The sequence below is a fragment of the Cellulomonas sp. NTE-D12 genome, from assembly GCF_027923705.1.
Taxonomy (GTDB): domain Bacteria; phylum Actinomycetota; class Actinomycetes; order Actinomycetales; family Cellulomonadaceae; genus Cellulomonas.
Genome location: NZ_AP026442.1, coordinates 3,451,927 through 3,474,565 on the forward strand (window position 1 = coordinate 3,451,927; position 22,639 = coordinate 3,474,565).

Genomic DNA, 22,639 nt, shown 5'->3' on the forward strand with positions numbered 1-22,639 from the left:
GAGCACCTGCGCCCGGGAGCCGGTGGTGTCCTGCACCGGAGCTGCACCGGTCTGGCGGGGTCGAGCGCACCGGTCGGTCTGCCGACGGGCTCCCTCGGCCCATGCCGACGACGGGTTCGGCACAGGATCTCGGCATGTACCCCTCGTGTACGTACACCAGGCGTACGGCGCCGCAGCGGTGGTCGGTCTCGCTGGACCTCAGGGCTCAGGGCCGGTCGGTAGAGGCCGTCCGACGAATGCGCCGGCCCGCGGAGTGATCGCCTCCTCCGAGGCCTGACCAGGGCGTACGGCCCGCTCGGCACGCGTCCAGGGTCGCCCCCGCACGGGGCGGCACCTGTCCAGTCGGGTGGTCCCGCAGAGGTGGGTGCGTGGGACGGGATGATGGGACGACGAGGCGCAGTGCCGCGACCGGAAGAGGTACCCAGATGAACGACGAGCTGGCCCCCGCGGGCCGCGAGCGCAAGGTGGCCCCGGCCGCGCCCGATGCGGAGAGCGAGGCAGCCGCCCCGGCGCGAGTGCCCATCACCAGCGTGCTGTTCCGCCAGGTCGGCACGCTCGCCGGTGGCGCGCTGCTGGGCCAGGCGACGTGGGGCACGGGGTGGTTCGTCGCCGTCGTCGCGGCCGTGCTGGTGATCGAAGGGCTGATCGTCTGGGACTGGCGGCACCCGAAGCGTCGGTCGTAAGCGCGTCGTCGTCGCGCCGTAGCGTGCGGGGGTGACCGACGTGCAGGCCGCGAGCGCGGCAGCGGGGAGCCTCGACGAGCTCGACGCCGCGCTGGTCGAGTGCCGGGCGTGCCCGCGACTGGTCGCCTGGCGGGAGGCCGTCGCGGCAGCGCCGCGGGCGGCGTTCCGGGGCCAGACGTACTGGGCGCGGCCCGTGCCGGGGTTCGGCGACCCGCACGCGCCGATCATGGTGGTCGGCCTGGCGCCCGCCGCGCACGGCGCGAACCGCACGGGTCGGATGTTCACCGGCGACCGGTCCGGCGACTTCCTGGTGGCGGCGATGCACCGCGCCGGGCTGGCCAACCAGCAGGTCAGCATCAGCGCCGACGACGGGCTGGTGCTCACCGGCATCCGGATGACGGCCCCGGTCCGGTGCGCCCCACCGGCCAACGTGCCGGCGCCGGAGGAGCGGCGGACGTGCGCGCCGTGGCTGGGCCGCGAGCTGGAGCTGGTGCGGCCGCGGGTGCTGGTGGTGCTCGGCGGGTTCGGGTGGCAGGCGGTGCTGACGACGCTGAGCGAGCAGGGGTGGGCGGTGCCGAGGCCGCGGCCGGCGTTCGGGCACGGTGCCGAGCTGACGCTGACCAGGGACGATGCGTCGCTGGTGCTGGTCGGCTGCTTCCACGTCAGCCAGCAGAACACCTTCACCGGCCGGCTGACGCCCGCGATGCTGGACGCCGTGCTGGAACGGGCGAAGGAGCTGGGCGGGGAATGAGCGCCGCGCATGCGGCCAGGCTCGAGACCGCTGTCGCCGTGTCGCTGGAGGAGGTCGGATGCCGTCCCCGCAGTCGCTGAGCGAGGCCGAGCGCCGCACGGTCGCCGCGTGGGCCGCCGACTGTGCCGAGCACGTGCTGCCGATCTTCGAGGCCGAGGCGCCCGACGACGACCGGCCACGGGCACTCGTCGAGCGCACCCGTGCATACGCCCGCGGGGAGCTCAGCGCCGCCGAGGAGATCCGCCGGCGGTTCGTCGGGACCGTCGGCCGGGGCGAGGTCACGGCTCCCGCCGCTGCGGCTGCCGCCCGGGCCGCGGGTCAGGCGGTCGCCGTCTGCCACATGGGCGCGCACGCCCTGGGTGCCGCGGCGTACGCCGCCCGCGCCGTCGCCATTGCGCAGCCGGACAGGCCCGAGGCCGCCGAGGAGGAGCTCGACTGGCAGCTCGACCACATGTCGCCGGAGGTTCGCGCCGCGCTGCGCACGCTGCCGCCCGCCGGTCGGGACCGGTCCGGGCCGCTGGGTCCCGGCCTCCTCACGTCGGGCCCGGTCGGGCAGATCCTGCGCGACCTGCAGACGCGTCTCGCCGCGACCAGCTCGGGCTAGACGGCAGGCGGCCTTGGGGAATGCCAAACAGCTGGTCGGTACCTGATCGGCACCCGACGATGGGCCCGTGCGGACCTTCGACGAGCTCGTGGCAGAGGCGGAGTCGGCGGACGTCACCGGCTGGAGCTTTGCCTGGCTGGACGGCCGCGCCACCGAGGAGCGGCCGCCGTGGCGGTACTCGCGGCTGCTCGCCGAGCGGCTGGCGCGGGTCTCGTCCGCGCTCGACCTCGACACCGGTGGGGGCGAGGTGCTCTCGGAGGCGCCCCGACTGCCAGAGCGGATGTGCGTCACGGAGGGCTGGCCGCCGAACGTCCGACGAGCCCGTGAGCTGCTCGGGCCCCGTGGAGTCGAGGTCCACGAGACGACGCCTGGCGATCCCCTGCCGTTCGCCGACGAGTCCTTCGAGCTGGTCACCGCGCGCCACCCGGTGCGACCGGCCTGGGACGAGATCCGACGCGTGCTGGTGCCCGAGGGCCGCTACCTGGCCCAGCACGTGGGTCCGGGATCGGCGTTCGAGCTGATCGAGCGCTTCGTCGGCCCGCTGCCTGAGCAGCCGCGAGCGCGGGACCCGCGGACGGAGATGGCCGACGCCGAGCGGGCCGGTCTCACCGTGACGGGCCTGCGGACGGCGCGGTGCCGGATGGAGTTCTTCGACGTCGGGGCCGTCGTCTGGACGCTGCGCAAGTGCGTGTGGTGGGTGCCCGACTTCTCCGTCGACCGGTACCGCGACACGCTGCGGGAGCTGGACGACGAGATCCGGCGGACCGGGTCGTTCGTCGCGCACTCGACGCGGCACCTGGTCGAGGCGCGCCGGTAGGGCGCCGAGGCCGCGGCAGTAGCCCTCAGACGTGCTCGCTGATCAGCACCGCCCACGTGCCGGGGACGTGGGCGGTGAACACGTGCGGCTCGTCGCCCGGGTAGGAGATGTAGTCACCGGGCTCCAGCTCGACGGGGTCGTCGGCGGGACCGGCGAGCGCGCGGCCCGCCGCCAGCACGACGTGCTCGATGATCCCGTCGGCGTGCGGGTGGGAGTCGCGGCTGGACCCCGGCTCGGCGTGCACCACGTACACGTCGCGGCGGGCGCCGGGCGGGCACGTGGCGACCAGGGTGGCGACGTAGTCGGCACCGGTCGCGGGGACGGCCGGCCCTTCCCCGGCGCGGATGACGACGACGCGGCCCGACGGCGGGTCGACCAGCCGGGAGAACGGGACGCCGAGCGCGTCGCCCAGCGCCCAGAGCGTCTCGACGCTCGGGTTGCCCTGCCCCTGCTCGAGCTGGGACAGCGTCGACTTGGCGACGCCGGCGCGGCGCGCCAGCTCGGTGAGGCTCAAGCCGGTGCGGGTCCGCTCGCGGCGCAGCGAGCGGGCGATGGCCTGCTGGAGGGTCTCGGGCGACTCCGGCACGTGTTCGCTCCATCGGTCGGATCGTTCGTCTTGACGAACAGCGTACCGGGGACCCATGCTCGACCGCCATGACCCAGGACGCGCCCGTCGAGGTGCCCGACGAGCCCGCCGGCCACCCGCTGCGCGGCGCCGTCCGGACGCTCGGCCGGGCGCAGGTGCGCGACATCCTGCTGCTCTGCGTGGCGGACGGCCTGGTCGGCGCCTCGTTCGGCGCGATCACCGTCGCCGCCGGCATGCCGTGGTGGTACCCGACCCTGCTGTCGGTGGTGGTGTTCGCCGGAGCCGGGCAGTTCCTGGTGGTCGGCGTGCTGGCCGCCGGCGGCAGCCCGGTCGCCGCGGCGGCGGCCGCGATCCTGGTCAACGCACGGCACATCCCGTTCGGGTTCGCGGTGCGCGACGCCGTCGGGTCCGGACTGCTGCGCCGGCTGGTCGGCACGCACGTGATGATCGACGAGTCGGTCGCCTGGGCCCTCGCCCAGCCGACCCCAGCCCGGCGGCGGGCGGCGTTCTGGCTGTGCGGGTCGCTGCTGTTCGTGTTCTGGAACGTCGGCGTCGGGCTCGGCGCCCTGGGCGGCAGCGCGCTGACCGACACCTCGGCCCTCGGCCTCGACGCGGCGTTCCCGGCGGTGCTGCTGGCGCTGGTGATGCCGTCGCTGCGGCAGCGGCGCACGCGGCGGGCGGCCGTGGTGGGCGCCGGTGTCGCTGTGGCGAGCACGCCGCTGCTGCCGGCGGGGCTGCCGGTGCTGCTGGCGCTCGCAGGGCTGGCGGCGCGGGGACGGGCGAGGACCGCGGGACTCGATGCGGCGGGGCGGCCGACGACGGAGACCACGACGGACGGACCCGCGACCGCGGGGCCGACGGCGCCGGGTTCCGCGGCCGACGACGATGCCCTGGGAGGCTCGTCGTGATCGCGCACGGGACGCTGATCGGCGTCGCGGTGGCCGTCGGCGCCGCGACCTACGCGTTCCGAGCGGCGGGGCCGTGGCTCGGCGAGCGCCTGCGGATCCCGGAGGCGGTGGAGCAGCTGATGGCCGACTCGGCGGTGGTGCTGCTCACGGCGCTCGTCGTCGTCGCGACGTTCTTCGACGGGCACGCCTTCGCCGGGCCGTCCCGGGTGATCGGCGTGGCGGTCGGCGCCGTGCTGGCGTGGCGGCGGGCGTCCTTCGTCCTGGTCGTCGTCGCGGCCGCCGGCACCACCGCCGTGCTGCGGCTGCTCGGCATGCCCTGACCTGAAGACCTGCGATCGGGACCAAGCGCTCGCGAGGCGTGTGGGTGGTCCGGCATAGCGTGCGAGGCGTGATGGTGCTCGACGACGGCACGCTGGCGTTCTCGGCGTCCGACCTCTCGGCGGCGGCGGCGTGCGAGTTCGCAGTGCTGCGGACCCTCGACGGGCTGCTGGGGCGAGGGGCCCCGGTGCGCGCCGCGGCCGACGTGATGCTCGAGCGGGTGGCCCGGCTGGGCGGGGAGCACGAGCAGCGGGTGCTGCGGTCGCTGGTGCGGGAGCACGGCGTCTGGTCACCTGGCGGGTCGGGCGGGGTCGCGCAGCTAGCGCGACCGGAGCGCTACGACGTGCGCGACGCGCTCGTCGCCGGCCACGCCCGCACGGTGGAGCTGCTCCGGGACGGCCCGGACGTGCTGTACCAGGCGGGGTTCTTCGACGGGAGGTTCGTCGGCTGGGCCGACTTCCTGGTGCGGACGGCCGACGGCTGGCAGGTGGTGGACGCCAAGCTCGCGCGCAACGCCGCCGTGGTGGCCGTCCTGCAGCTGGCGGCCTACGCCGACCAGCTCGAGCGGTCCGGTATGCCGCTGGCGCCGACCGTGCGGCTGGTGCTCGGGGACGGCTCGTCGACCGAGCACCGGCTGGCGGACGTGGTGCCGGTGTACCGGCAGCGGCGGGCTCGGCTGCAGGCGCTGCTCGACGGTCACCGGCTCGGCGACCGGCCGGTGATGTGGGGCGACGAACGGTTCCACGCGTGCGGACGGTGCGACGTGTGCGCGCCGGAGGCCGCTGCGGCACGGGACCTGCTGCTGGTGGCCGGGGTGTTCGCCGGTCAGCGGGAGAAGCTGCGGGCTGCCGGCGTCCGGACCATCGACGAGCTGGCGGCCGGCGACGGGCCCGTGCCCGGCATGTCCGACGGCAGCGTGCGTCGGCTGCGGCTGCAGGCGCGGCTGCAGGTGGCGCAGGAGCACGGGACGGTGGGCACCGGCCTGCCGGAGGGTGCCGGGCTGGAGCGCGGCATCGCCGTCACGCTGGCCGACGCGGACGCGGTCGCGGCGACGCTGCCGCCGCCGGACCCCGGCGACATCTTCTTCGACTTCGAGGGCGACCCCCTCTGGTACGACGCGGCGGCCGCCGGCTCGGACGCGTGGGGCCTGGAGTACCTGTTCGGCGTCGTGGAGCTGCCGTCCGAGCCCGGGGCCGAGCCGGTGTTCCGACCGTTCTGGGCGCACAGCCGTGCCGAGGAGCGGGAGGCGCTGGTCGCGTTCCTGGACTACCTGGGTCGACGGCGCGCCCAGCACCCCGGGATGCACGTCTACCACTACGCGCCCTACGAGCGAGTCGCTCTGCTGCGGCTGGCCGGTCGGCACGGCGTCGGCGAGGCGGTGGTCGACGCGCTGCTGCGCGAGGGCGTGCTGGTGGACCTGTACGCCTCCGTGCGCGCCGGCGTGCGGACGGGGCAGCCGTCGTACTCCCTCAAACAGCTCGAGCCGCTCTACATGCCGGAGCACCGCACGGGCGAGGTGACCACCGCGGCGGCCTCGATCGTCGAGTACGCCGAAGCGGTGGCGGCGCGGGACGCCGGGCGGCTGGACGAGTGGCGGGCGCGGGTCGAGGAGATCGGCCGGTACAACGAGTACGACTGCCTGTCGACACTCGGCCTGCGGGACTGGCTGCTGGCGCACCTCGCGGCCGCGGGGCGGGGACCGGCACGGGCCGTGGTGACCGGGCCCGCCGGCGCCGAGGCGGTGGGCGCGAGGCTGGTGGGGGGCGGCGAAGGCGTCGGAGCCGCGGCGGACGACGAGAAGGCGTCGGCCGATGCAGCGCTGACCGCGCTCGAGCAGCGGCTGATGGACGCCGCCGGGCCGGGGCCCGGCGAGGGTGTCGCGCGCGAACCCGACCGGCAGGCGATCGCCCTGGTCGCAGCGGCGTTGCGGTACCACCGACGGGAGGAGCTGCCGTTCTGGTGGGCGCACTTCGACCGGCTCAGCAGCGAGCCGGCGGACTGGACGGACCGCCGGAACACCTTCGTGGCCGAGGCCGTGGAGGTGCAGCAGCGCTGGATGTCGGTGGGGCGTCAGCTGCCCCGGCGGCGGCTGTCGATGACCGGACGGCTGGAGCCCGGCAGCGAGCTCCGTCCGGGGTCGGCGGTGTACGGGCTGTACGACCCGCCGGCGCCGGTGGGCGCGCACGGGTCCGTGGACGGGTCGCGCGGCTGGCGCACGCAGCTGCTGGTGCTGGAGGTGGCGCCGCAGGACGGGCACGACGTGCTGCTGGTGGAGGAGCGGCTCGGCAAGCAGGAGGCACCGTTCGACGAGCTGCCGATGGCGCTGGTGCCGGCGCCGGGACCGGGGACGGGCCCCTTGCGGGACGCCGTGCGGAGCCTCGCGGAGCAGGTGGCGGACAGTCTGCCCGGGCTGCCCGACGGCGCCGCGACGGATCTCGCCCGCCGGCGGGCTCCCCAGGACCAGGGTCGGCGTGATCTGGTGCTGCCGCGGGCCGAGGGTCCGGACGACCTGCCGAACACCCTGGTCAAGGCGCTGCACCAGCTCGGCTCGTCGTACCTGGCGGTGCAAGGACCGCCCGGCACGGGCAAGACGCACACCGGCGCCCAGGTGATCGCCGACCTGGTCGCCGAGGGCTGGCGGGTCGGTGTGGTGGCGCAGTCCCACGCCGTGGTCGAGAACCTGCTGCGGTGCGTCGCCGCCGCCGGCGTGGACCCGGCCGCGATCGGCAAGCAGCCGTCGACCGAGCAGATGGTGGCGCACGGCGGGCCGGATCCCCAGGCGCCCTGGACGTGGCTGCGCACCGATGCGGCGATCGCCGCGTTCGAGGACGGGCACGGCGGTTCCGGGTGGGTGCTGGGAGGCACCGCGTGGACGTTCACCAACCCGAACCGCTTGCCGGACGAGCCCCTCGACCTGCTGGTGGTGGACGAGGCGGGCCAGTTCAGCCTGGCGAACACGTTCGCGGTGGCCGGTGCGGCGCGGCGCCTGCTGCTGCTCGGGGACCCGCAGCAGCTGCCGCAGGTCAGCCAGGGGACCCACCCGGAACCGGTGGACCACTCCGCGCTCGGCTGGCTGATGGACGGGGCCGCCACGCTGCCCGAGCGGTACGGGTACTTCCTCGCCGACACGTGGCGGATGCACCCGGCGCTGTGCGCCGCGGTGTCGAGGCTGTCCTACGACGACCGGCTGCGGTCGGCACCGGCGGCGTCGCGGCGGTCGCTGTCCGGCGTGGAGCCGGGGGTGCACGGGCTGCTGGTCGAGCACGGCGGCAACGCGGTGCGGTCGGCGGCGGAGGCGGCGGTTGTCGCCGACCTGGTGCACGACCTGGTGGGCCGGTGGTGGACCGACCCGGGCGACGCCGACGCATCGACCGGCCGACCGCTGCGGCCGGAGGACGTGCTGGTGGTGGCCGCGTACAACGCGCAGGTGTCGGCGGTGAACCAGGCGCTGGCCGAGGCCGGGCTGCACGGCGTACCCGTCGGCACCGTCGACAAGTTCCAGGGACGGCAGGCGCCGGTCGCGATCCTCACCACGGCTGCGTCGTCACCGGTCGACGTGCGCCGGGGCATGGGGTTCCTGCTCAACCGGAACCGGCTCAACGTCGCGGTGTCCCGCGGGCAGTGGTGCTCGTTCGTGGTCCGCTCGACCGCGCTGACCGACTACCTCCCTGGCCGGCCGGCGCAGCTCGCGGAGCTCGGGGCGTTCATCGCCCTGAGCACCAGCCATGTGGTGCACCTCGAGCGGTCGGTGGTGCAGGTCGCCTTCTAGCCGGCACCAGGGCCGTGACCAGGGCCGTGACCAGGGCCGTCACCAGGCGTGCACACCGAGCACCAGGCGGCCGACCGCATCGAGGCCGTCCACGCGGCGCAGGCGCGGGTGGGCCACCAGGTCGGCCGGCAGCTCGACGGTCGGGTCCATCGCCACCGTCGACGTCCCCGCTGCGAGCGCGGCCCGGACGCCGGTCGGCGAGTCCTCGACCGCGATGCAACGGCGGGGATCGACCGCCAGCGCCTCGGCAGCGTGCAGGTACGGATCCGGCGACGGTTTGGGCCGGCCGGGCCCGTCGCCGCTGACCACCGCGGTGAACACGTCGGCGGGAGCAGACGCCACCACGGCGTCGACCACCACAGAGTGGGTGGCGGACACCAGCGCCAACGGGATGCTGGAGTGGTGCAGCGCCGCCAGCAGGTGCCGGGCGCCCGGTCGCCACGGCATGCCACGGCGCAGCACGCCACCGACGTCGCGGTGCAGCCGCGCCACCACCTCGGCCTCCGTGAGCGGCACACCGCGGCGCAGCACCTCGGCCACCAGGGCCGGGACGGACCAGCCGACGATCGCCGCGTCGTCCACCGGGTGCCACGGATGGCCGTGCTCGCGCACCAGGGTGCCGACGGCCGCCGACCACATCGGCTCGGAGTCGATCAGGGTGCCGTCCAGGTCGAACAGCACCGCGGCCGGCCGTTCGTCGTCCCACGGCAGCGCCCGACCCGCCGCGGCGCCGGCCGCGGCGCCCCGCGGTCCAGGTCCCGGACCCGGCCCAGACCCAGACCCAGGCCCGCTCAGGAGATCAGCCACGTCCGGCGCTTCAGGTAGCGGGCCGCCACCTCCACCGTTCCGGAGGTCTGCTCCGCCCACAGGTCGGCGGGCAGCGCATCGGCACGGTGGGTGGTGGTCCACCCGAGCATCTGGAGCCGGCGCACCATCGAGAAGGCGCAGGCCCGGTTCAGCTGCTGCGTGGTCAGGGGGCGGACCTGCTGGTAGCCGGCGAGCCACTCGGCCGCCATCGCGCGGGCGTAGGGGACGTGCTCGAGGAAGGTCAGGGACGCGGCGAAGTCGTACCCGAACCAGCCGTAGCCGCAGTCGTCGAAGTCGATCACCGTGAGGCTGTACCCGTCCGTCATGACGTTGGACGGCCGGAGGTCGGCGTGGATCAGGCCCCAGTCGGGGCCGCCGACGCGGACGTCGGCCAGCGCGTCGAGCGCCGCGGCCTGCGCCCGGTCCAGCAGCGCGACCTCACCGGGGGTCAGCGGCGCGTCCTCCCAGCGGCCCCACCGGGCGGTCTCGCCGAGCATGTCCCGCAGCGTCCACGCGTGCCGCCGGAACGGCGTCGGCGGCCGCCAGCGCGAGGCGTGCTCGTGCAGCAGCGCCGTGGTGCCGCCGATCTCTGCGTAGAAGGGCACCGGGTCGGCGGCGTCCTCCAGCACGTCGCCCTCGATGAAGGCGAAGGACACGCAGGTCCACGGCGTGCCGTCGTCGTCCCGGACGGTGGCGACGTAGGTGCCGGCGGCCGTCGTCAGGCCGGTGGGGACTCGCGCCACGCGGGCGGCGGCGAGCGCGGCGACCCACGCGAGCTCGGACTCGAACGCCAGGGCGTCGCCCATGTAGCCGGGCCGGGCCACCCGGGTGACGGCGACGGGTTCGCCGTGCTCCCGGACCAGGAACGTCGCGTTCTCCGAGACGGTGATCAGCGTGACCGTCGAGTCGGCCGCGAATCCCCAGGCCTCGAGCACGCCGTCGCGCAGCCACGACGGCGCGGGCGCTCCCTTCGACAGCTCGTCGAACACGGCGAGGGTCGGTGCGCTGCGCAGGATCTGGTCGGTCATCGTCTGCCCCTGAACGGCGGGACCGCACGCCTGGAGGCGGCGGCCGGGCGGGAGAGGCGGGCCGGGCGGCGCCGCCATCCTCGGCCCGCGGCGTGCTGCGGCGCCAGGGGCCGCGGCCAGAGTTCACGATGTTGTAACGACCGGGCACGGCGTTGACCGGCCATTTACATCGGGCGGCCGTGCGTTAACGCAGTCCTTACGCGCAGGTATCAGGACGTGCGCACGACGAGCACAGGATGACCTCGTCAGCAGAGGCGGGCCGGGCGGCTCCCCTGCCCGACGAACGCCGCACCGTCGCACCGCACGAGCCCGCGCTCGGCCTCGGCGGTGCGCCCGTCGGCATGCCCGAGAGGACCACGGCCGTGGCCACGCGCTCGACGATCATGGACACCAACGCCTACCGAGCGGACTCCGGGGTGCCGCTGTCGCCCCGGACGGCACAGCTGGTGGCGCGTCGGCAGGACGTGCTCGGGCCGTCGTACCGGCTGTTCTACCGGCGGCCGGTGCACCTGGTGTCCGGGCACGGCGCGCACCTGGTGGACGCCGACGGGGCGGACTACCTGGACGTCTACAACAACGTGGCGTCCGTCGGGCACGCCCATCCGCGGGTGGCGGCGGCGATCGCCGAGCAGGCCGCGACGCTGAACACGCACACGCGGTACCTGCACGACGGGATCGTCGGCTACGGGGAGCAGCTGCTGGCGCTCCTGCCCGAGCAGATCGACCGGGTGATGTTCTGCTGCACCGGCTCGGAGGCCAACGACCTGGCCGTCCGAGTGGCGCAGACCGCCACCGGCGGGACCGGCGTGGTCGTCACCGCGGAGGCGTACCACGGGAACACGGCGCTGACCTCGGGGATGTCGCCGGCGCTCGGCACGGCGCAGCCGCTGGGCACCGACGTGCGCGTGGTGCCGGCGCCGGACCTGTACCGGGTGCGGGTGGGCGACCCCGGCGACCCCGCGGCGCTGGGCCGCTGGATGGCCGACCAGGTGCGGACGCAGATCGCCGACCTGGAGCGGCACGGCATCCGGTTCGCGGCGTTCCTGGCCGACTCGATCTTCAGCTCCGACGGCGTGCACCCCGACCCGGCCGGGTACCTGCGGCCGGTCGTCGAGGCGGTGCACCAGGCCGGGGGCGTGTGGATCGCCGACGAGGTGCAGCCGGGGTTCGCCCGGACCGGCGAGGCGTTCTGGGGGTTCGACCGCCACGGGGTTGTGCCGGACCTGGTGACGACGGGCAAGCCGATGGCCAACGGCATCCCCATGTCGGCGCTGGCGGCACGGAGCGAGGTGCTCGCACCGTTCGGCGAGCAGATCCCGTACTTCAACACCTTCGGCGGCAACCCCGTGGCGATGGCCGCGGCACAGGCGGTGCTGGACGTGATCCACGACGAGGGGCTGCAGCGGCATGCCGCGACCGTCGGCGCGCGCCTGCTGACCGAGCTGCGGCACCTGGCGGCCGACCACCCGAGCGTCGGCGACGTGCGCGGGGCCGGGCTGTACATCGGCGTGGACCTGGTGCAGGACCCGGTGACGCGGGCGCCGGACACCGCCACGGCGCTCGACGTGGTCGAGGGGCTGCGCGACCGGTACGTGCTCACCAGCGTGTGCGGGCCCGGCAACGTGCTGAAGCTGCGGCCTCCGCTGGTGTTCGACGACGACGACGTCGACCGGCTGTGCACCGAGCTGGACGAGGTGCTGACGGAGGTGGAGCACCGGCCCGCACGGCACTGACCACGCGCAGCGCACGTCGCTGGACTGCACGTCGCTGCGTCGCATGTCGCTGCACCGCACGTCCCTGTAGCTCACCGAACCGGGAGGACAGATGGCCATCACCAGCACCACCGACACCGGGACCGATGCCGCCGCGGGCGGCACCACCGTCTCGGGAGTGACCTACGCCCGGGCGGACGCCGGCTACTTCGACAAGCGGCAGCTGCAGCGCAGCGCCGGGTTCTGGGGGCTGTGGGGCATCGCCATCGCGGCCGTCGTCTCCGGGGACTTCTCCGGGTGGAACTTCGGCATCGGCCAGGCCGGCTGGGGCGGGTTCATGCTCGCCGCCGTGCTGGTCGCCGTCATGTACGGCGCGATGCTGTTCAGCATCGGGGAGATGAGCGCCGCGATGCCGCACACCGGCGGCGCGTACTCGTTCGCCCGTGCCGCGATGGGTCCGTGGGGCGGGTTCGTCACCGGCCTGGCGGAGACGGTGGAGTACGTGATGACCACGGCGGTGGTCGTCTACTTCTCGGCCGGGTACGCCGACCAGATCACGCAGGACCTGTTCGGCCTGTCGCTGCCCGTGTGGGTGTGGTGGGCGATCCTGTACGGCGCCTTCCTGGCGCTGAACGCCGCCGGAGCGGAGACCAGCTTCAAGTTCGCGATCGTCGTCTCGATCATCTCCCTCGCGGTGCTGGTGGTGTTCGGCGTGATGGCGGCGTTCTCGTCGCACCTGAGCCTCGGCTCGCTGCTCGACATCACGCCCGACGCCGGCCAGTCGACGTTCCTGCCGCACGGCCTGACGCCGGTGTTCTTCGCGCTGCCGTTCGCCATGTGGCTGTTCCTCGGCATCGAGGAGCTGCCGCTGGCCGCCGAGGAGTCGCACACGCCCAGCCGGGACATCCCGCGGGCGGGGCTGTGGGGGTTGGGGACGCTCATCGTCTCCGCGCTCGTCGTCGTCGTGCTCAACCCGGCCGTCACAGGTGCGAACGCCCTGGGCACGTCGGCGGAGCCGCTGCTCGACGGGTTCCGCGCCATGCTGCCGACCGGCAACGTGGCCGCCATCCTCTCGGCGTTCGCCCTGGTGGGGCTGCTGGCGTCGACGCAGGGGATCATGTTCGCCTACGGCCGGAACATCTACTCGCTGTCCCGTGCCGGCTACTACCCCAAGGTGCTGTCGCTGACCGGTGCACGCCGCACGCCGTGGGTGGCGCTGCTGGTCGGCGCGGTGGTCGGGTTCGTCTCGCTGGTGCTGGTGCAGTACGGCATCTCCGCCGCGGGGCCGATCGTGCTGAACATCGCCGTGTGGGGTGCGGTGATCAGCTACCTGCTGCAGATGACGTCGTACGTGCTGCTGCGGGTGCGGTTCCCCGGGGCGGCGCGGCCCTACCGCAGCCCGGTCGGCATCCCGGGCGCCGTGGTGGCCGGTCTGATGAGTGCCGCGATCTTCGTCGGCGTGATGCTCAACCGCGACTACCGGTCGGCGATCGTGGCGATCGCGGTGGTGTTCGTCGTCGGGCTAGGTGCGTTCGCGCTGTGGGGGCGCACGCGGCTGGTGCTGTCGCCCGAGGAGGAGTACGCGCTGGCGGGCGGGCTGCGCGCGGGGGCGGCGGACGGGACGACGACGGCGGGGGCCGGGGCGGTGGCGGCGGCCGCCGATGAGGCCGCGCCCGACGACGAGCCCGAACCCGCGGTGGTGTAGCCAGTTCTGTCACGTGGTCGCGAGGGATGGATGGCCTGCCGACGGCGCGCGACGAGGGCGCTGGCGGCGACGTACCGGTCTGGTCGTGGCGACGTTCGCGTCTGGTCGTGGCGACGCACCCGCCTCGTCGTGGCGACGCACCCGCCTCGTCGTGGGGACGCACCCGCCTCGTCGTCGCGACGCACCCGCCTCGTCGTCGCGACGTTCCGGTCTGGTCACGGCGACGTTCCCGTCGGCCATGCGTCGGTCGGCGAGCCGCCCACAGGGTGACGCCTGTGGACATCAGCGCAGTTCAGGCCTGGTTTTCGCGTGCCGGTGCGTGTCAGTGGTCGGTGGTGGGATGGGCTCATGGAGCTGGTAGCGGTGAGGGACGGGCGACTCGTCGCCCCGCTGCCGCTGCCCGAGCTGTTGCCGGCGACGGTCACGGGACCCGAGCCGCTGCCGGCGACGGTCACGGGACCCGAGCCGCTGCCGGAGCCCGGGCTCGTGCCGGTGCCGCTTCCGACCACAGTGCCGGTTCCGGTTCCGACGACGAGTCTGTGGCCGGGACAGCTGCCGCCCTTCCCCGGGGACCTGGTGGCGGACGACTCGTGCGATCCGGTGGCGGTGGAGCTCGCGGGGCTGGCGGAGCAGGCGCGGGCCGTGACCGCGGCGGCAGCCCGCTTCGACACCCGCCTCGCCGCGGCGTACGTGTGGGGTGCGTCCGAGCTCGCGGCGCGGTGCGCGGACCGCGACGCGCGCCGTCGTCGGGAGTGGGGTGCACGCGGGATGCTCGCGGAGCTCGCCGCGACGTTGCACGTGGCCGAGGGCACCTTGGCGCGCCGGTTGACGCGGATCACCATGCTCGCGGCCCTTCCCCACCTGCACGCCGCGCACACCGCAGGGCTGGTGTCGGGTGCGCACGTGGACGGGGTGCTGGACGTCTTCCACGGGGTGACCGACCCCGACGTGCTGGCCCGCGCGGACGCGGCACTGGCCGACCGGGCCGCTCGGCTGACCGCTCCGCAGCTGCGCTCCGCGGCCCGTCGGTGGCGTGCGCGGCACGTACCGACCACCGCCGAGCAGACCGCCCGGGCCGTCGCGGACCGGTTCGTCGACGTGACCCCCGCCGACGCCGACCTCTGCTGGTTGACGGCCCTGCTGCCGGCCGCCGCCGCGACGGGTATCGCGAACCGCCTCGACGACCTGGCCGCAATGCTCACCGGCCCGGACGAACCCCGCACCCGTCCCCAGCTCCGCGCAGACGTCCTGTGCGACCTCCTCCTGACGACCGACACCGGGGACGGACCGCAGAGCATCGCCGCGTCGCACGGCACCGCGTCCGAAGAGGGCGCGGGGACCCGCCCGGGAACCCTTGCCAGCACCCCGCGGGACCGCGACGCCGAACCCCACGAGCAGGTGGGGGCCTGCCGGGCAGCAGGTGACAGCACCGAGGAGTTCGGTGCCGGGGTCCCGTCGTGGGTGCGCGCGATCGCACCGCAGGTGGTGCTGACCGTGCCGGTGCTGACCCTGCTGGGCCACTCGGACGAGCCGGCCGAGCTGGACGGGTTCGGGCCGATCGATCTCGAGACCGCCCGGACCCTGTGCGCCAACGCGCCGACGTTCACGCGAGTGCTGACCCACCCGGAGACCGGCACGGTGCTGTCCGTCGGCCGGGACCGCTACACCGTCCCCGCCGACCTCCGCCGTGCCGTGGCGATCCGCGACCGGACGTGCCGGTTCCCCGGCTGCCGCCGTCGGGCGGCGAGCTGCGACGTGGACCACTCCACCGCGTGGGCCGACGGGGGCACCACCGGTCTCGACAACCTGGCCACGCTGTGTCGCAAGCACCACCGCCTCAAGCACGAGACCGGCTGGCGGGTGGTCCACGAGGGCGGTGGAACGCTGCGCTGGCACTCCCCGACCGGCCGCCGGTACCGGACCCGACCAGCCACCGCCCTGTGGCCACCGCCCCCGGCCCGGGTGGAGGGCGACGAACGGAGGCCGGTCCGTGCGAGCGGGGCATCCAGCGGTGCACCACTGACGAGGACCTCGTCGGGGTACCCCGCGGTGCCCTCGTTCTAGCCGGCCCGCCCGTCTAGCCGGCCTACGGTCTAGCCGTCCTGCGCTCTTACCAGCCCGCCACCTCGGTTCCCTGTGCGCCCGGGAGCGCCCTGCTGCACGCCCGCGCATCCATTCCGGCGCGGCCGCGCGACGCCCCGACCTCGTACCGGCATCCCGTGCACGTCGTTGCACCCGGTTGCCGTCCCTCGTCCGGCGCCTAGCCTGCTGATGGAAGTTGTGACACAGGTCACGTGAAGCGACGCGGGACGGGAAGTCGTCGTCACGGGCCGGGAACGGCTGCGCGCCGTCCTCCGGCGACGCCGTCGCGGTGCTCGCACAACGCCGTCGGCAAGGCTCGGGCCCTCGGCGTGCACGCGGGTCGGGCTCGACGCAACGAAGGAAGCACCTCATGACCACAAACCGTGTCGTCGTCTACAAGGGCCCCGGCAAGGTCGCAGTGGAGCAGATCGACTACCCCAAGCTGGAGCTGCCGGACGACGTCGTGAAGGGTCTCGGCGTGAAGAAGGACGCCCCGCACGCCGCGATCCTCAAGCTGGTCACCACCAACATCTGCGGCAGCGACCAGCACATGGTCCGCGGCCGCACCACGGCACTGATCGGGCAGACGCTGGGCCACGAGATCACCGGCGAGGTGGTGGAGGTCGGCGACGACGTGCTGTTCGTCAAGCCGGGCGACATCTGCTCGGTACCGTTCAACATCGCCTGCGGCCGTTGCCGCATGTGCAACGAGGGCAAGACGGGCATCTGCCTCAACGTGAACCCCGCCCGGCCCGGCGCCGCCTACGGGTACGTGGACATGGGCGGGTGGCTCGGCGGGCAGGCGGAGTACGTCATGGTGCCGTACGCCGACTTCAACCTGCTGAAGTTCCCGGACCGGGACCAGGCGCTGGCCAAGATCCTCGACCTGACGATGCTGTCGGACATCTTCCCCACCGGGTACCACGGCGCCTACACCGCGGGCACCCGCACCGGCTCGACGGTCTACGTCGCCGGCGCCGGACCCGTCGGGCTGGCGGCCGCCTACTCGGCGCAGCTGCTCGGGGCCTCCGTGGTGGTCGTCGGCGACATGAACGCCGACCGCCTGGCGCAGGCCCGCAGCTTCGGCTGCGAGACGGTGGACCTCAGCTCCGGCGACGCGCTGCCCGACATGCTCGAGCAGATCATCGGCGAGCCGCTGGTCGACGCCGCGGTCGACGCCGTGGGGTTCGAGGCCAAGGGGCACGGCGCAGGCGCCGCAGAAGCACCGGCGACGGTGCTGAACGACATCATGACCGTCGCACGTGCCGGTGGGGCGCTCGGGATCCCCGGCCTGTACGTCACCGGCGACCCGGGTGCCGTCGACGAGAACGCCAAGGTCGGTCAGATCGGCGTGAAGCTGGGGACCGGCTGGGCGAAGTCCCTGTCGTTCACCACCGGTCAGTGCCCGGTCAAGCGCTACAACCGGCTGCTGATGAACCTGATCCTGGCGGACAAGGCGCACATCGCGAAGGCCGTGAACGCCACGACGATCAGCCTGGACGACGCCCCGAAGGGCTACGAGGAGTTCGACAAGGGCGCGGCTCGCAAGTACGTCATCGACCCGCACGGCATGGTGCCGGCGGCGTGAGGCGCGCCGAGTGAAGGGTGCTGGGTGGGGACGGTCCGACGGCCGGGTCGTCCCCGCCGCCGCACGTCAGGCCACCCCCCGTACGTCAGCCGCCGCCGCACCTCAGGCCACCGCCGTACCTCAGGCCACCGCCGTACCTCAGGCCACCGCCGTACGTCAGGCCGCCGCCTACGTCAGGCCGCCGCCGCGGACTCCTCGCCACCACGCACCGGCACGTCGGCGCGGTTCCGCGGCATCGCGAGCGCCGCGATCGTCGTCACCACGGCGACCGCCGCGACGCCGACGAACCCCGCCGTCACCGCCCCCCGGAACCGGACGGGGTCCGCGCCGGCGTCCGCACCGTGCATCAGCCCGTTGACCAGGGCGCCCAGCACCGCCACACCCACCGCGCTGCCCATCGACCGGGCGAACATGTTCGCGCCCGTGACCACCGCACGCTCGCCCCAGCCGACGCTCGACTGCGCGGCGATCAGGCTCGGCGCCGCGACGAGCCCCAGCCCGAGCCCGACGACGAAGCACGTCAGCCCCACCACCACCACGGACGGCTGCCCGGCGGTCAGCGCCAGCGCCGCGGTGCCGCCCACCACCACCACGGACCCGAGCAGCACCGTGGCGCGGAACCCGAAGCGCAGGTACAGCCGCCCGGCCTGCGACGCGGCGATCGGCCAGCCGATGGTCAGCATCGCCAGCGTGAGCCCGCTGGTCAGCGGCGACACGTGCAGCAGCGCCTCGAGGTAGCTGGGGATGTACGACGTCAGCCCGATCAGCACCACGCCGACACCCACCGCGATCAGCGCCGTGGTGCCCAGCAGCCGTCGCGACATCACCCACAACGGCAGCACCGGCTCGGCCGCCCGGCGCTCGACCAGCAGGAACCCCACGAGCGCGAGCACGCCGACGCCGAACGCGGCGATGCTCTGCGGCGCGTCCCACGCCCAGGCGTTGCCGCCCTCGAGCAGCCCGAGGATCAGCAGGGTCGAGGCAACCGTCAGCAGCGCGCCGCCGGTCCAGTCGATGGCGTGCCGGCGCCGCTCGATGCGCTCGTGCAGGTGCCGCACCAGCAGCCACCCCGCCGCCAGGCACAGCGGCACGTTGACGAAGAAGATCCACCGCCAGGTCACGTACTGGCTGAACACACCGCCCAGCGTCGGCCCGACGACGGACGACAGCGCCCACACCGACGCGATGTACCCCTGTGCCTTGGCGCGCTCCTCCACGGTGTAGATGTCACCCGCGATGGTGATCGCCATCGGCTGCACGGCACCGGCGCCGAGGCCCTGGATCGCGCGGAACAGGATCAGCGTCGGCATGGACCACGCGAAGCCGCTGAGCACGGACCCGAGCAGGAACAGCCCCACGCCGATCAGCACGATCGGCTTGCGCCCGACGGTGTCCGCCAGCTTGGAGTAGATCGGCACCGCGACGGCCTGCGTCAGCAGGTACACCGAGAACAGCCACGGGAACGACGTGAACCCGCCGAGGTCCTTGACGATTGTCGGCACGGCCGTGGCCAGGATTGTCGCGTCGATGGCCACCAGGCCGGTGGTCACCATGATCGCGATGAGGATCGGGCCGCGCTCCGAGCGGAAGCCGACCCCGCCGCCGCGTGCGACGGTCGCGTCCGACGTGGGCTGGGGCTTCGTGGTGGTCAGGATGGCCTCCGTGGTCCGGGCTGGTGACGGAGCAGGTCCGCCGGTTCGGCGCTGACGTCGACGCTGACGGCCACCTCCTGCCAACCGGTGAGGTGCGTCACGCATTCCGGGGGACCGGCATCCGAGATCCGCTGCGACCATGGGGCACGTGCAGAGCACGGGCTGTCGACGCGGGGCGTCGGCGTGAGCGCCGAGATCGACACCACCACCGAGGACGGCGGTGAGCCGCGGCGGCGGCTCCGCGACTGGCTGAGCAGCGTCGCCCCGGAGCCGCCGACGTCCGGCTGGCGCCGGATGGTGGTCGCCGTGGTGCTGGTCGGCGTCGGCTCGGGCGCGGCCGGCGCCGTCTTCTGGCTCCTGCTGCACGGTGTGCAGCACCTGGCCCTCGGCGCCGTCTCGCACGGGTCCGTCGACACGGTGGCCGGTGTCCCGCTGCTGCGCCGGGTGCTGGCCCCGGCGATCGCCGGCCTGCTGTGCGGGCTGGCGTGGTGGTGGCTGCGCCGGCACGGCGGCGCGGAGCCGGTCACCACCGTGCTGCACGACCCGGACCGGCGGCTGGCGTTCGCCCGCACGTGGTTCGACGCGGTGCTGCAGACCGTGGTGGTCGGCGCGGGCGCGTCGATCGGGCGTGAGGGTGCACCGCGCCAGGGCGCCGCGGCGGTGGCGACCTGGCTGAGCGAGCGGCTGCGGCTCGACCGCACCGAGCGGCGGCTGATGGTCGGCGCAGCGGCCGGCGCGGGTCTGGCGGCGGTCTACAACGTGCCGCTGACCGGCGCCGTGTACGTCCTCGAGGTGCTGCTGGTCACCCGGCGGTGGCGGGCCGTGGTCGCGGCGCTGGCGGTGAGCGGGATCGCCACCGTCACGGCGTGGCCGGTGGTCGGCCGGCACCCGGTGTACCCGTTCCCGACCACACCGGTCACCGCCGGCACGTGGGTCGGCGCGCTCGTCGCCGTGCCGGTGACCGCCCTGGTCGGCATCGCGTTCGCCCGCACGACGAGCGTGAGCCGGCACCTGACGGTGCACCGGCCACGGCTGCTGCCCGTCACCCTGACCCTGGCGGGTGCCGCCACCGGGCTCGCCTCGTGGTGGCTGCCCACGCTGCCCGGCAACGGCAAGGCGGTGCTGGACGCCGCCTTCGTCGGCAGCCTGACCCTGCTGCCGGCGGCCCTGCTGATCGCCGCCAAGCCGGCCGCCACGGCGAGCTGGCTGTGGTCGGGTGCGGCGGGCGGGCTGCTGACGCCGGCCCTCGCCACCGGCGCGGCGACCGGTGCGGTCGTCGCGCTGCTCGGCCCGCACGTGGGCCTGTCGATCTCGGTGCCTCAGCTGGCGCTGATCATGGCGGTCGGCGTGCTCGCCGTGACCCAGCGGGCGCCCGTGTTCGCCGCGACGTTCGGCATCGAGCTGACGCACCCGCCGGCGCTCCTGTGGCTGGTGCTCGTGCTCACGGCGGTCGCCGCCCGGGCGCTCGCCGAGGCGGTCAGACGCCGGCGACCCACAGCCCGTCGCGCGCGCGGGTCATCGCCACGTACAGCTCCCGCATCCGCAGCCGTTGGTGCTCCTGCTCGGCACCGTTCCCGTCGACCGGGTCGGTGAACCAGCCCGTCGCGACGTCCGGCATCACCACCTGCCGGAACTCCAGCCCGGCGGCCCGGCGCACCGTGCCCACGCGCACGGCATCGGGCACGGCGCGGTCGTCGTCGTCGAGCAGCACCACCGGGATGCCGGCGCCGTTGAGGGCACCGACGGCGACGTCCATGCCCTTCATCGTCAGGCAGAGCACACCGACGTCCCCGTACCCGGTGCCGACCTGCTGCACCACGTCCTTCACGCGGGCCACCAGCCGCCGCGCGCGGTCGTCGTCGGTGCCGCAGCGCACGTAGAGCGGCTTGGGGCCGTGCCGGGGCACCGAGCGGGGACGGTCCGCGGGCCCGACGGACCCGTCGAGCCCGACCACCGGCTCGCCGGACACCAGCTCGGTGGCGAACGTGAGGATCTCCGTGGTGGTGCGGTGCGCCGTGGTCAGCATCACGGTGCGGCCGGCGACGTCGATCCCGGCCTCCGCCGGGGTGAACCCGCCGGGGTACAGCCCCTGCTGGGCGTCCCCGAGCAACATCAGCCCGTCCGGCCGGTCACCCACCATCGCGTGCAGCATGCCGAGCGCGGCGCAGCTGAGGTGCTGGGCGTCGTCCACCACGACGCCGCTGTACCGGTGCGCGTAGGACGTCTGCGGCACGTGCACGCCCGCGAGCGCCACCAGGTCGGCCCAGTCGCCGACGTCCCGCGCGACGAGCTCCTCCTGGTAGGCGACGTACACGTCCCACACGGCGCGTCGCTCGTCGGGTCCCAGCGGCCGCAGCCGGCCGAGCCGCGGGAGCAGGGCGTACTGCTCGAACCGGGTCAGCCCGCGGCCCTTGATCACCGCGGTGACCTCGTCGTGCCAGTAGCCCTGGTCCTCCGGGGACACGGGGAGCGTGTCGAGCACCGTCCCGGCACCGGCACGGGACCACGCCGCCGCCCAGGCCGAGGCGACGGGCCGCACGCCGGTGGCGAACGGGACCGCGGCCTCGTCGAGCACCTGCCGCGCGACACCGTTGACGTGCACCACGTCGATCCGGTCGACGACGTCCGGCGCCAGCCGGCCCAGCATCTCCGCCAGCACCGGCGGCTGGGTGCGCGTGAACGTCGCGACCAGCACCCGCCCCGGCCGGTTCCGTGCGAGGTACGCCGCGCGGTGCAGGCCGACCGTCGTCTTGCCGGTGCCGACCGCACCGTGCACCAGCGCAGGACCGTCGAACGACCGTCGGACCAGACGCGACTGCACGGGCTCGAGGAACGCCATCCACTGCTCGATCGGCGGCGCCAGCAGCCCCTCGAGCAGGGCCGCCTGCACCTCCTCGTCCGTCAGGCCGGTCCCCTGCACCGGCACCGCGGGCTCCGCCTCCTCCGGCTCGGCCGGGAACGAGGCCAGCGCCCGGGCCAGCACCGCGTCGACCTCGCCGGGGGTCAGTCGCGGCCCACGGCCGACGACCACCCGCAGCAGCTCCCGCTCGCTGACCACCAGGACGGGGCCGATCTGCCGCTGCACCCCCTGCCAGCCGCCGAGCGCCAGCACGGGCCGGACCTCGGCCGGCGCGAGGCCCGTCTCGACCAGCTCCGCCTCGATGCGGTCGGCCAGGTCGGCGAGCGCCAGCGCCTCCCCCGTGACGTCCTCGCTGCCGCGCAGCATGACGTCCTCACCGACCAGCACGTCCGTGCCGTCGAGCCAGCCGACGACGAACACGCCGGACGGTCCGATCACCACCACGTCGACCTGCGCGCGCCGGGTGCGGGGCCACTGCCGGCGGGTCAGCAGCCGGTACTCCCGGGACGCCAGCGGCTCGAGCATCTGCTCGACGTGCCCACGCCCGGCCGTGTCGGTCGGCACAGGCGCAGCCCGGCGCCGGGCACGGCCCCCCGCGGACTGCCCTGCTGGCATGGATCGACCTCCAGTGCACCTATCGGCGCGCACCGCCCCCGGATTGAGGACCCGATCGGGTGGTCCCGACCACAGCCCCGCGCGCCGCCCTCAAGCCTGGCCCCCCGCCCGCCGATCTCGCACCTGGGACAGAGCGGCTGCGCCGTCACCTGCG

17 protein-coding genes are annotated in these 22,639 nt (G+C 74.5%); 12 read left to right on the plus strand and 5 right to left on the minus strand.

The genetic code is table 11. From position 1 onward, the window contains the following. Positions 1-425 precede the first annotated feature (425 nt). From QMF98_RS15980 to QMF98_RS15995, 4 genes are all read left to right on the plus strand, one after another. Complete coding sequence (locus QMF98_RS15980; RefSeq protein WP_337973902.1) at positions 426-683, plus strand: hypothetical protein; 258 nt, start codon at positions 426-428, stop codon at positions 681-683. Between the two features lie 31 nt (positions 684-714). Then, a complete protein-coding gene (locus QMF98_RS15985; RefSeq protein WP_337973903.1) occupies positions 715-1,434 on the plus strand; it encodes a uracil-DNA glycosylase in 720 nt (239 codons plus the stop codon). A 58-nt stretch (positions 1,435-1,492) separates the two neighbouring features. Continuing rightward, positions 1,493-2,038 carry a putative immunity protein gene (locus QMF98_RS15990; protein WP_337973904.1) on the plus strand — a complete coding sequence of 182 codons (546 nt, stop codon included), beginning with the start codon at positions 1,493-1,495 and terminating at the stop codon, positions 2,036-2,038. A 67-nt stretch (positions 2,039-2,105) separates the two neighbouring features. Further along, complete coding sequence (locus QMF98_RS15995; RefSeq protein WP_337973905.1) at positions 2,106-2,855, plus strand: class I SAM-dependent methyltransferase; 750 nt, start codon at positions 2,106-2,108, stop codon at positions 2,853-2,855. 25 nt (positions 2,856-2,880) lie between these two features. Here QMF98_RS15995 and QMF98_RS16000 read toward each other — a convergent pair whose 3' ends face one another. Next, positions 2,881-3,441 carry a helix-turn-helix domain-containing protein gene (locus tag QMF98_RS16000; RefSeq protein ID WP_337973906.1) on the minus strand — a complete coding sequence of 187 codons (561 nt, stop codon included), beginning with the start codon at positions 3,439-3,441 and terminating at the stop codon, positions 2,881-2,883. Between the two features lie 68 nt (positions 3,442-3,509). On the opposite strand from QMF98_RS16000, the gene QMF98_RS16005 reads away from it, so the two are divergent. The 3 genes from QMF98_RS16005 to QMF98_RS16015 all read left to right on the plus strand — a co-directional run bounded on the left by QMF98_RS16005 (position 3,510) and on the right by QMF98_RS16015 (position 8,436). After that, the gene (locus QMF98_RS16005; RefSeq protein ID WP_337973907.1) at positions 3,510-4,349 is read left to right on the plus strand and encodes an AzlC family ABC transporter permease; all 840 of its coding nucleotides are present in this window, start codon (positions 3,510-3,512) and stop codon (positions 4,347-4,349) included. Next, the gene (locus QMF98_RS16010; protein WP_291759840.1) at positions 4,346-4,669 is read left to right on the plus strand and encodes an AzlD domain-containing protein; all 324 of its coding nucleotides are present in this window, start codon (positions 4,346-4,348) and stop codon (positions 4,667-4,669) included. Before QMF98_RS16005 ends, QMF98_RS16010 begins: the two co-directional genes overlap by 4 nt. 71 nt (positions 4,670-4,740) lie before the next feature. Further along, complete coding sequence (locus tag QMF98_RS16015) at positions 4,741-8,436, plus strand: TM0106 family RecB-like putative nuclease (RefSeq protein WP_337975657.1); 3,696 nt, start codon at positions 4,741-4,743, stop codon at positions 8,434-8,436. Positions 8,437-8,475: 39 nt separating this feature from the next. Here the strand turns inward: QMF98_RS16015 and QMF98_RS16020 are convergent, their stop codons facing one another. Further along, positions 8,476-9,117: an HAD family hydrolase gene (locus QMF98_RS16020; protein WP_337973908.1), complete on the minus strand. Its 642-nt coding sequence runs from the start codon at positions 9,115-9,117 to the stop codon at positions 8,476-8,478. Positions 9,118-9,227: 110 nt separating this feature from the next. Further along, the gene (locus tag QMF98_RS16025) at positions 9,228-10,271 is read right to left on the minus strand and encodes a phosphotransferase enzyme family protein (protein ID WP_337973909.1); all 1,044 of its coding nucleotides are present in this window, start codon (positions 10,269-10,271) and stop codon (positions 9,228-9,230) included. 236 nt (positions 10,272-10,507) lie between these two features. Between QMF98_RS16025 and QMF98_RS16030 the strand changes: the two genes are divergently transcribed. The 4 genes from QMF98_RS16030 to fdhA all read left to right on the plus strand — a co-directional run bounded on the left by QMF98_RS16030 (position 10,508) and on the right by fdhA (position 17,358). Further along, positions 10,508-12,004 carry an aspartate aminotransferase family protein gene (locus tag QMF98_RS16030; RefSeq protein ID WP_337973910.1) on the plus strand — a complete coding sequence of 499 codons (1,497 nt, stop codon included), beginning with the start codon at positions 10,508-10,510 and terminating at the stop codon, positions 12,002-12,004. A gap of 91 nt (positions 12,005-12,095) precedes the next feature. Beyond that, positions 12,096-13,688: an amino acid permease gene (locus tag QMF98_RS16035; RefSeq protein WP_337973911.1), complete on the plus strand. Its 1,593-nt coding sequence runs from the start codon at positions 12,096-12,098 to the stop codon at positions 13,686-13,688. A gap of 363 nt (positions 13,689-14,051) precedes the next feature. Further along, a complete protein-coding gene (locus tag QMF98_RS16040) occupies positions 14,052-15,752 on the plus strand; it encodes an HNH endonuclease signature motif containing protein (protein WP_337973912.1) in 1,701 nt (566 codons plus the stop codon). 388 nt (positions 15,753-16,140) lie between these two features. Then, entirely contained in the window at positions 16,141-17,358 is a 1,218-nt protein-coding gene (gene fdhA, locus QMF98_RS16045) for a formaldehyde dehydrogenase, glutathione-independent (protein ID WP_337973913.1), read from the plus strand. Positions 17,359-17,531: 173 nt separating this feature from the next. On the opposite strand, the gene QMF98_RS16050 is transcribed toward fdhA, so the two are convergent. Then, positions 17,532-18,911, minus strand: a complete 1,380-nt coding sequence (locus tag QMF98_RS16050) for an MFS transporter (protein ID WP_337973914.1) — start codon at positions 18,909-18,911, stop codon at positions 17,532-17,534. Positions 18,912-19,193: 282 nt separating this feature from the next. On the opposite strand from QMF98_RS16050, the gene QMF98_RS16055 reads away from it, so the two are divergent. Next, complete coding sequence (locus QMF98_RS16055) at positions 19,194-20,603, plus strand: chloride channel protein (protein ID WP_337973915.1); 1,410 nt, start codon at positions 19,194-19,196, stop codon at positions 20,601-20,603. Here QMF98_RS16055 and QMF98_RS16060 read toward each other — a convergent pair. Then, the gene (locus QMF98_RS16060; RefSeq protein ID WP_337973916.1) at positions 20,488-22,434 is read right to left on the minus strand and encodes a UvrD-helicase domain-containing protein; all 1,947 of its coding nucleotides are present in this window, start codon (positions 22,432-22,434) and stop codon (positions 20,488-20,490) included. The two genes, QMF98_RS16055 and QMF98_RS16060, sit on opposite strands and share 116 nt — an antisense overlap. Positions 22,435-22,639: the final 205 nt, after the last annotated feature.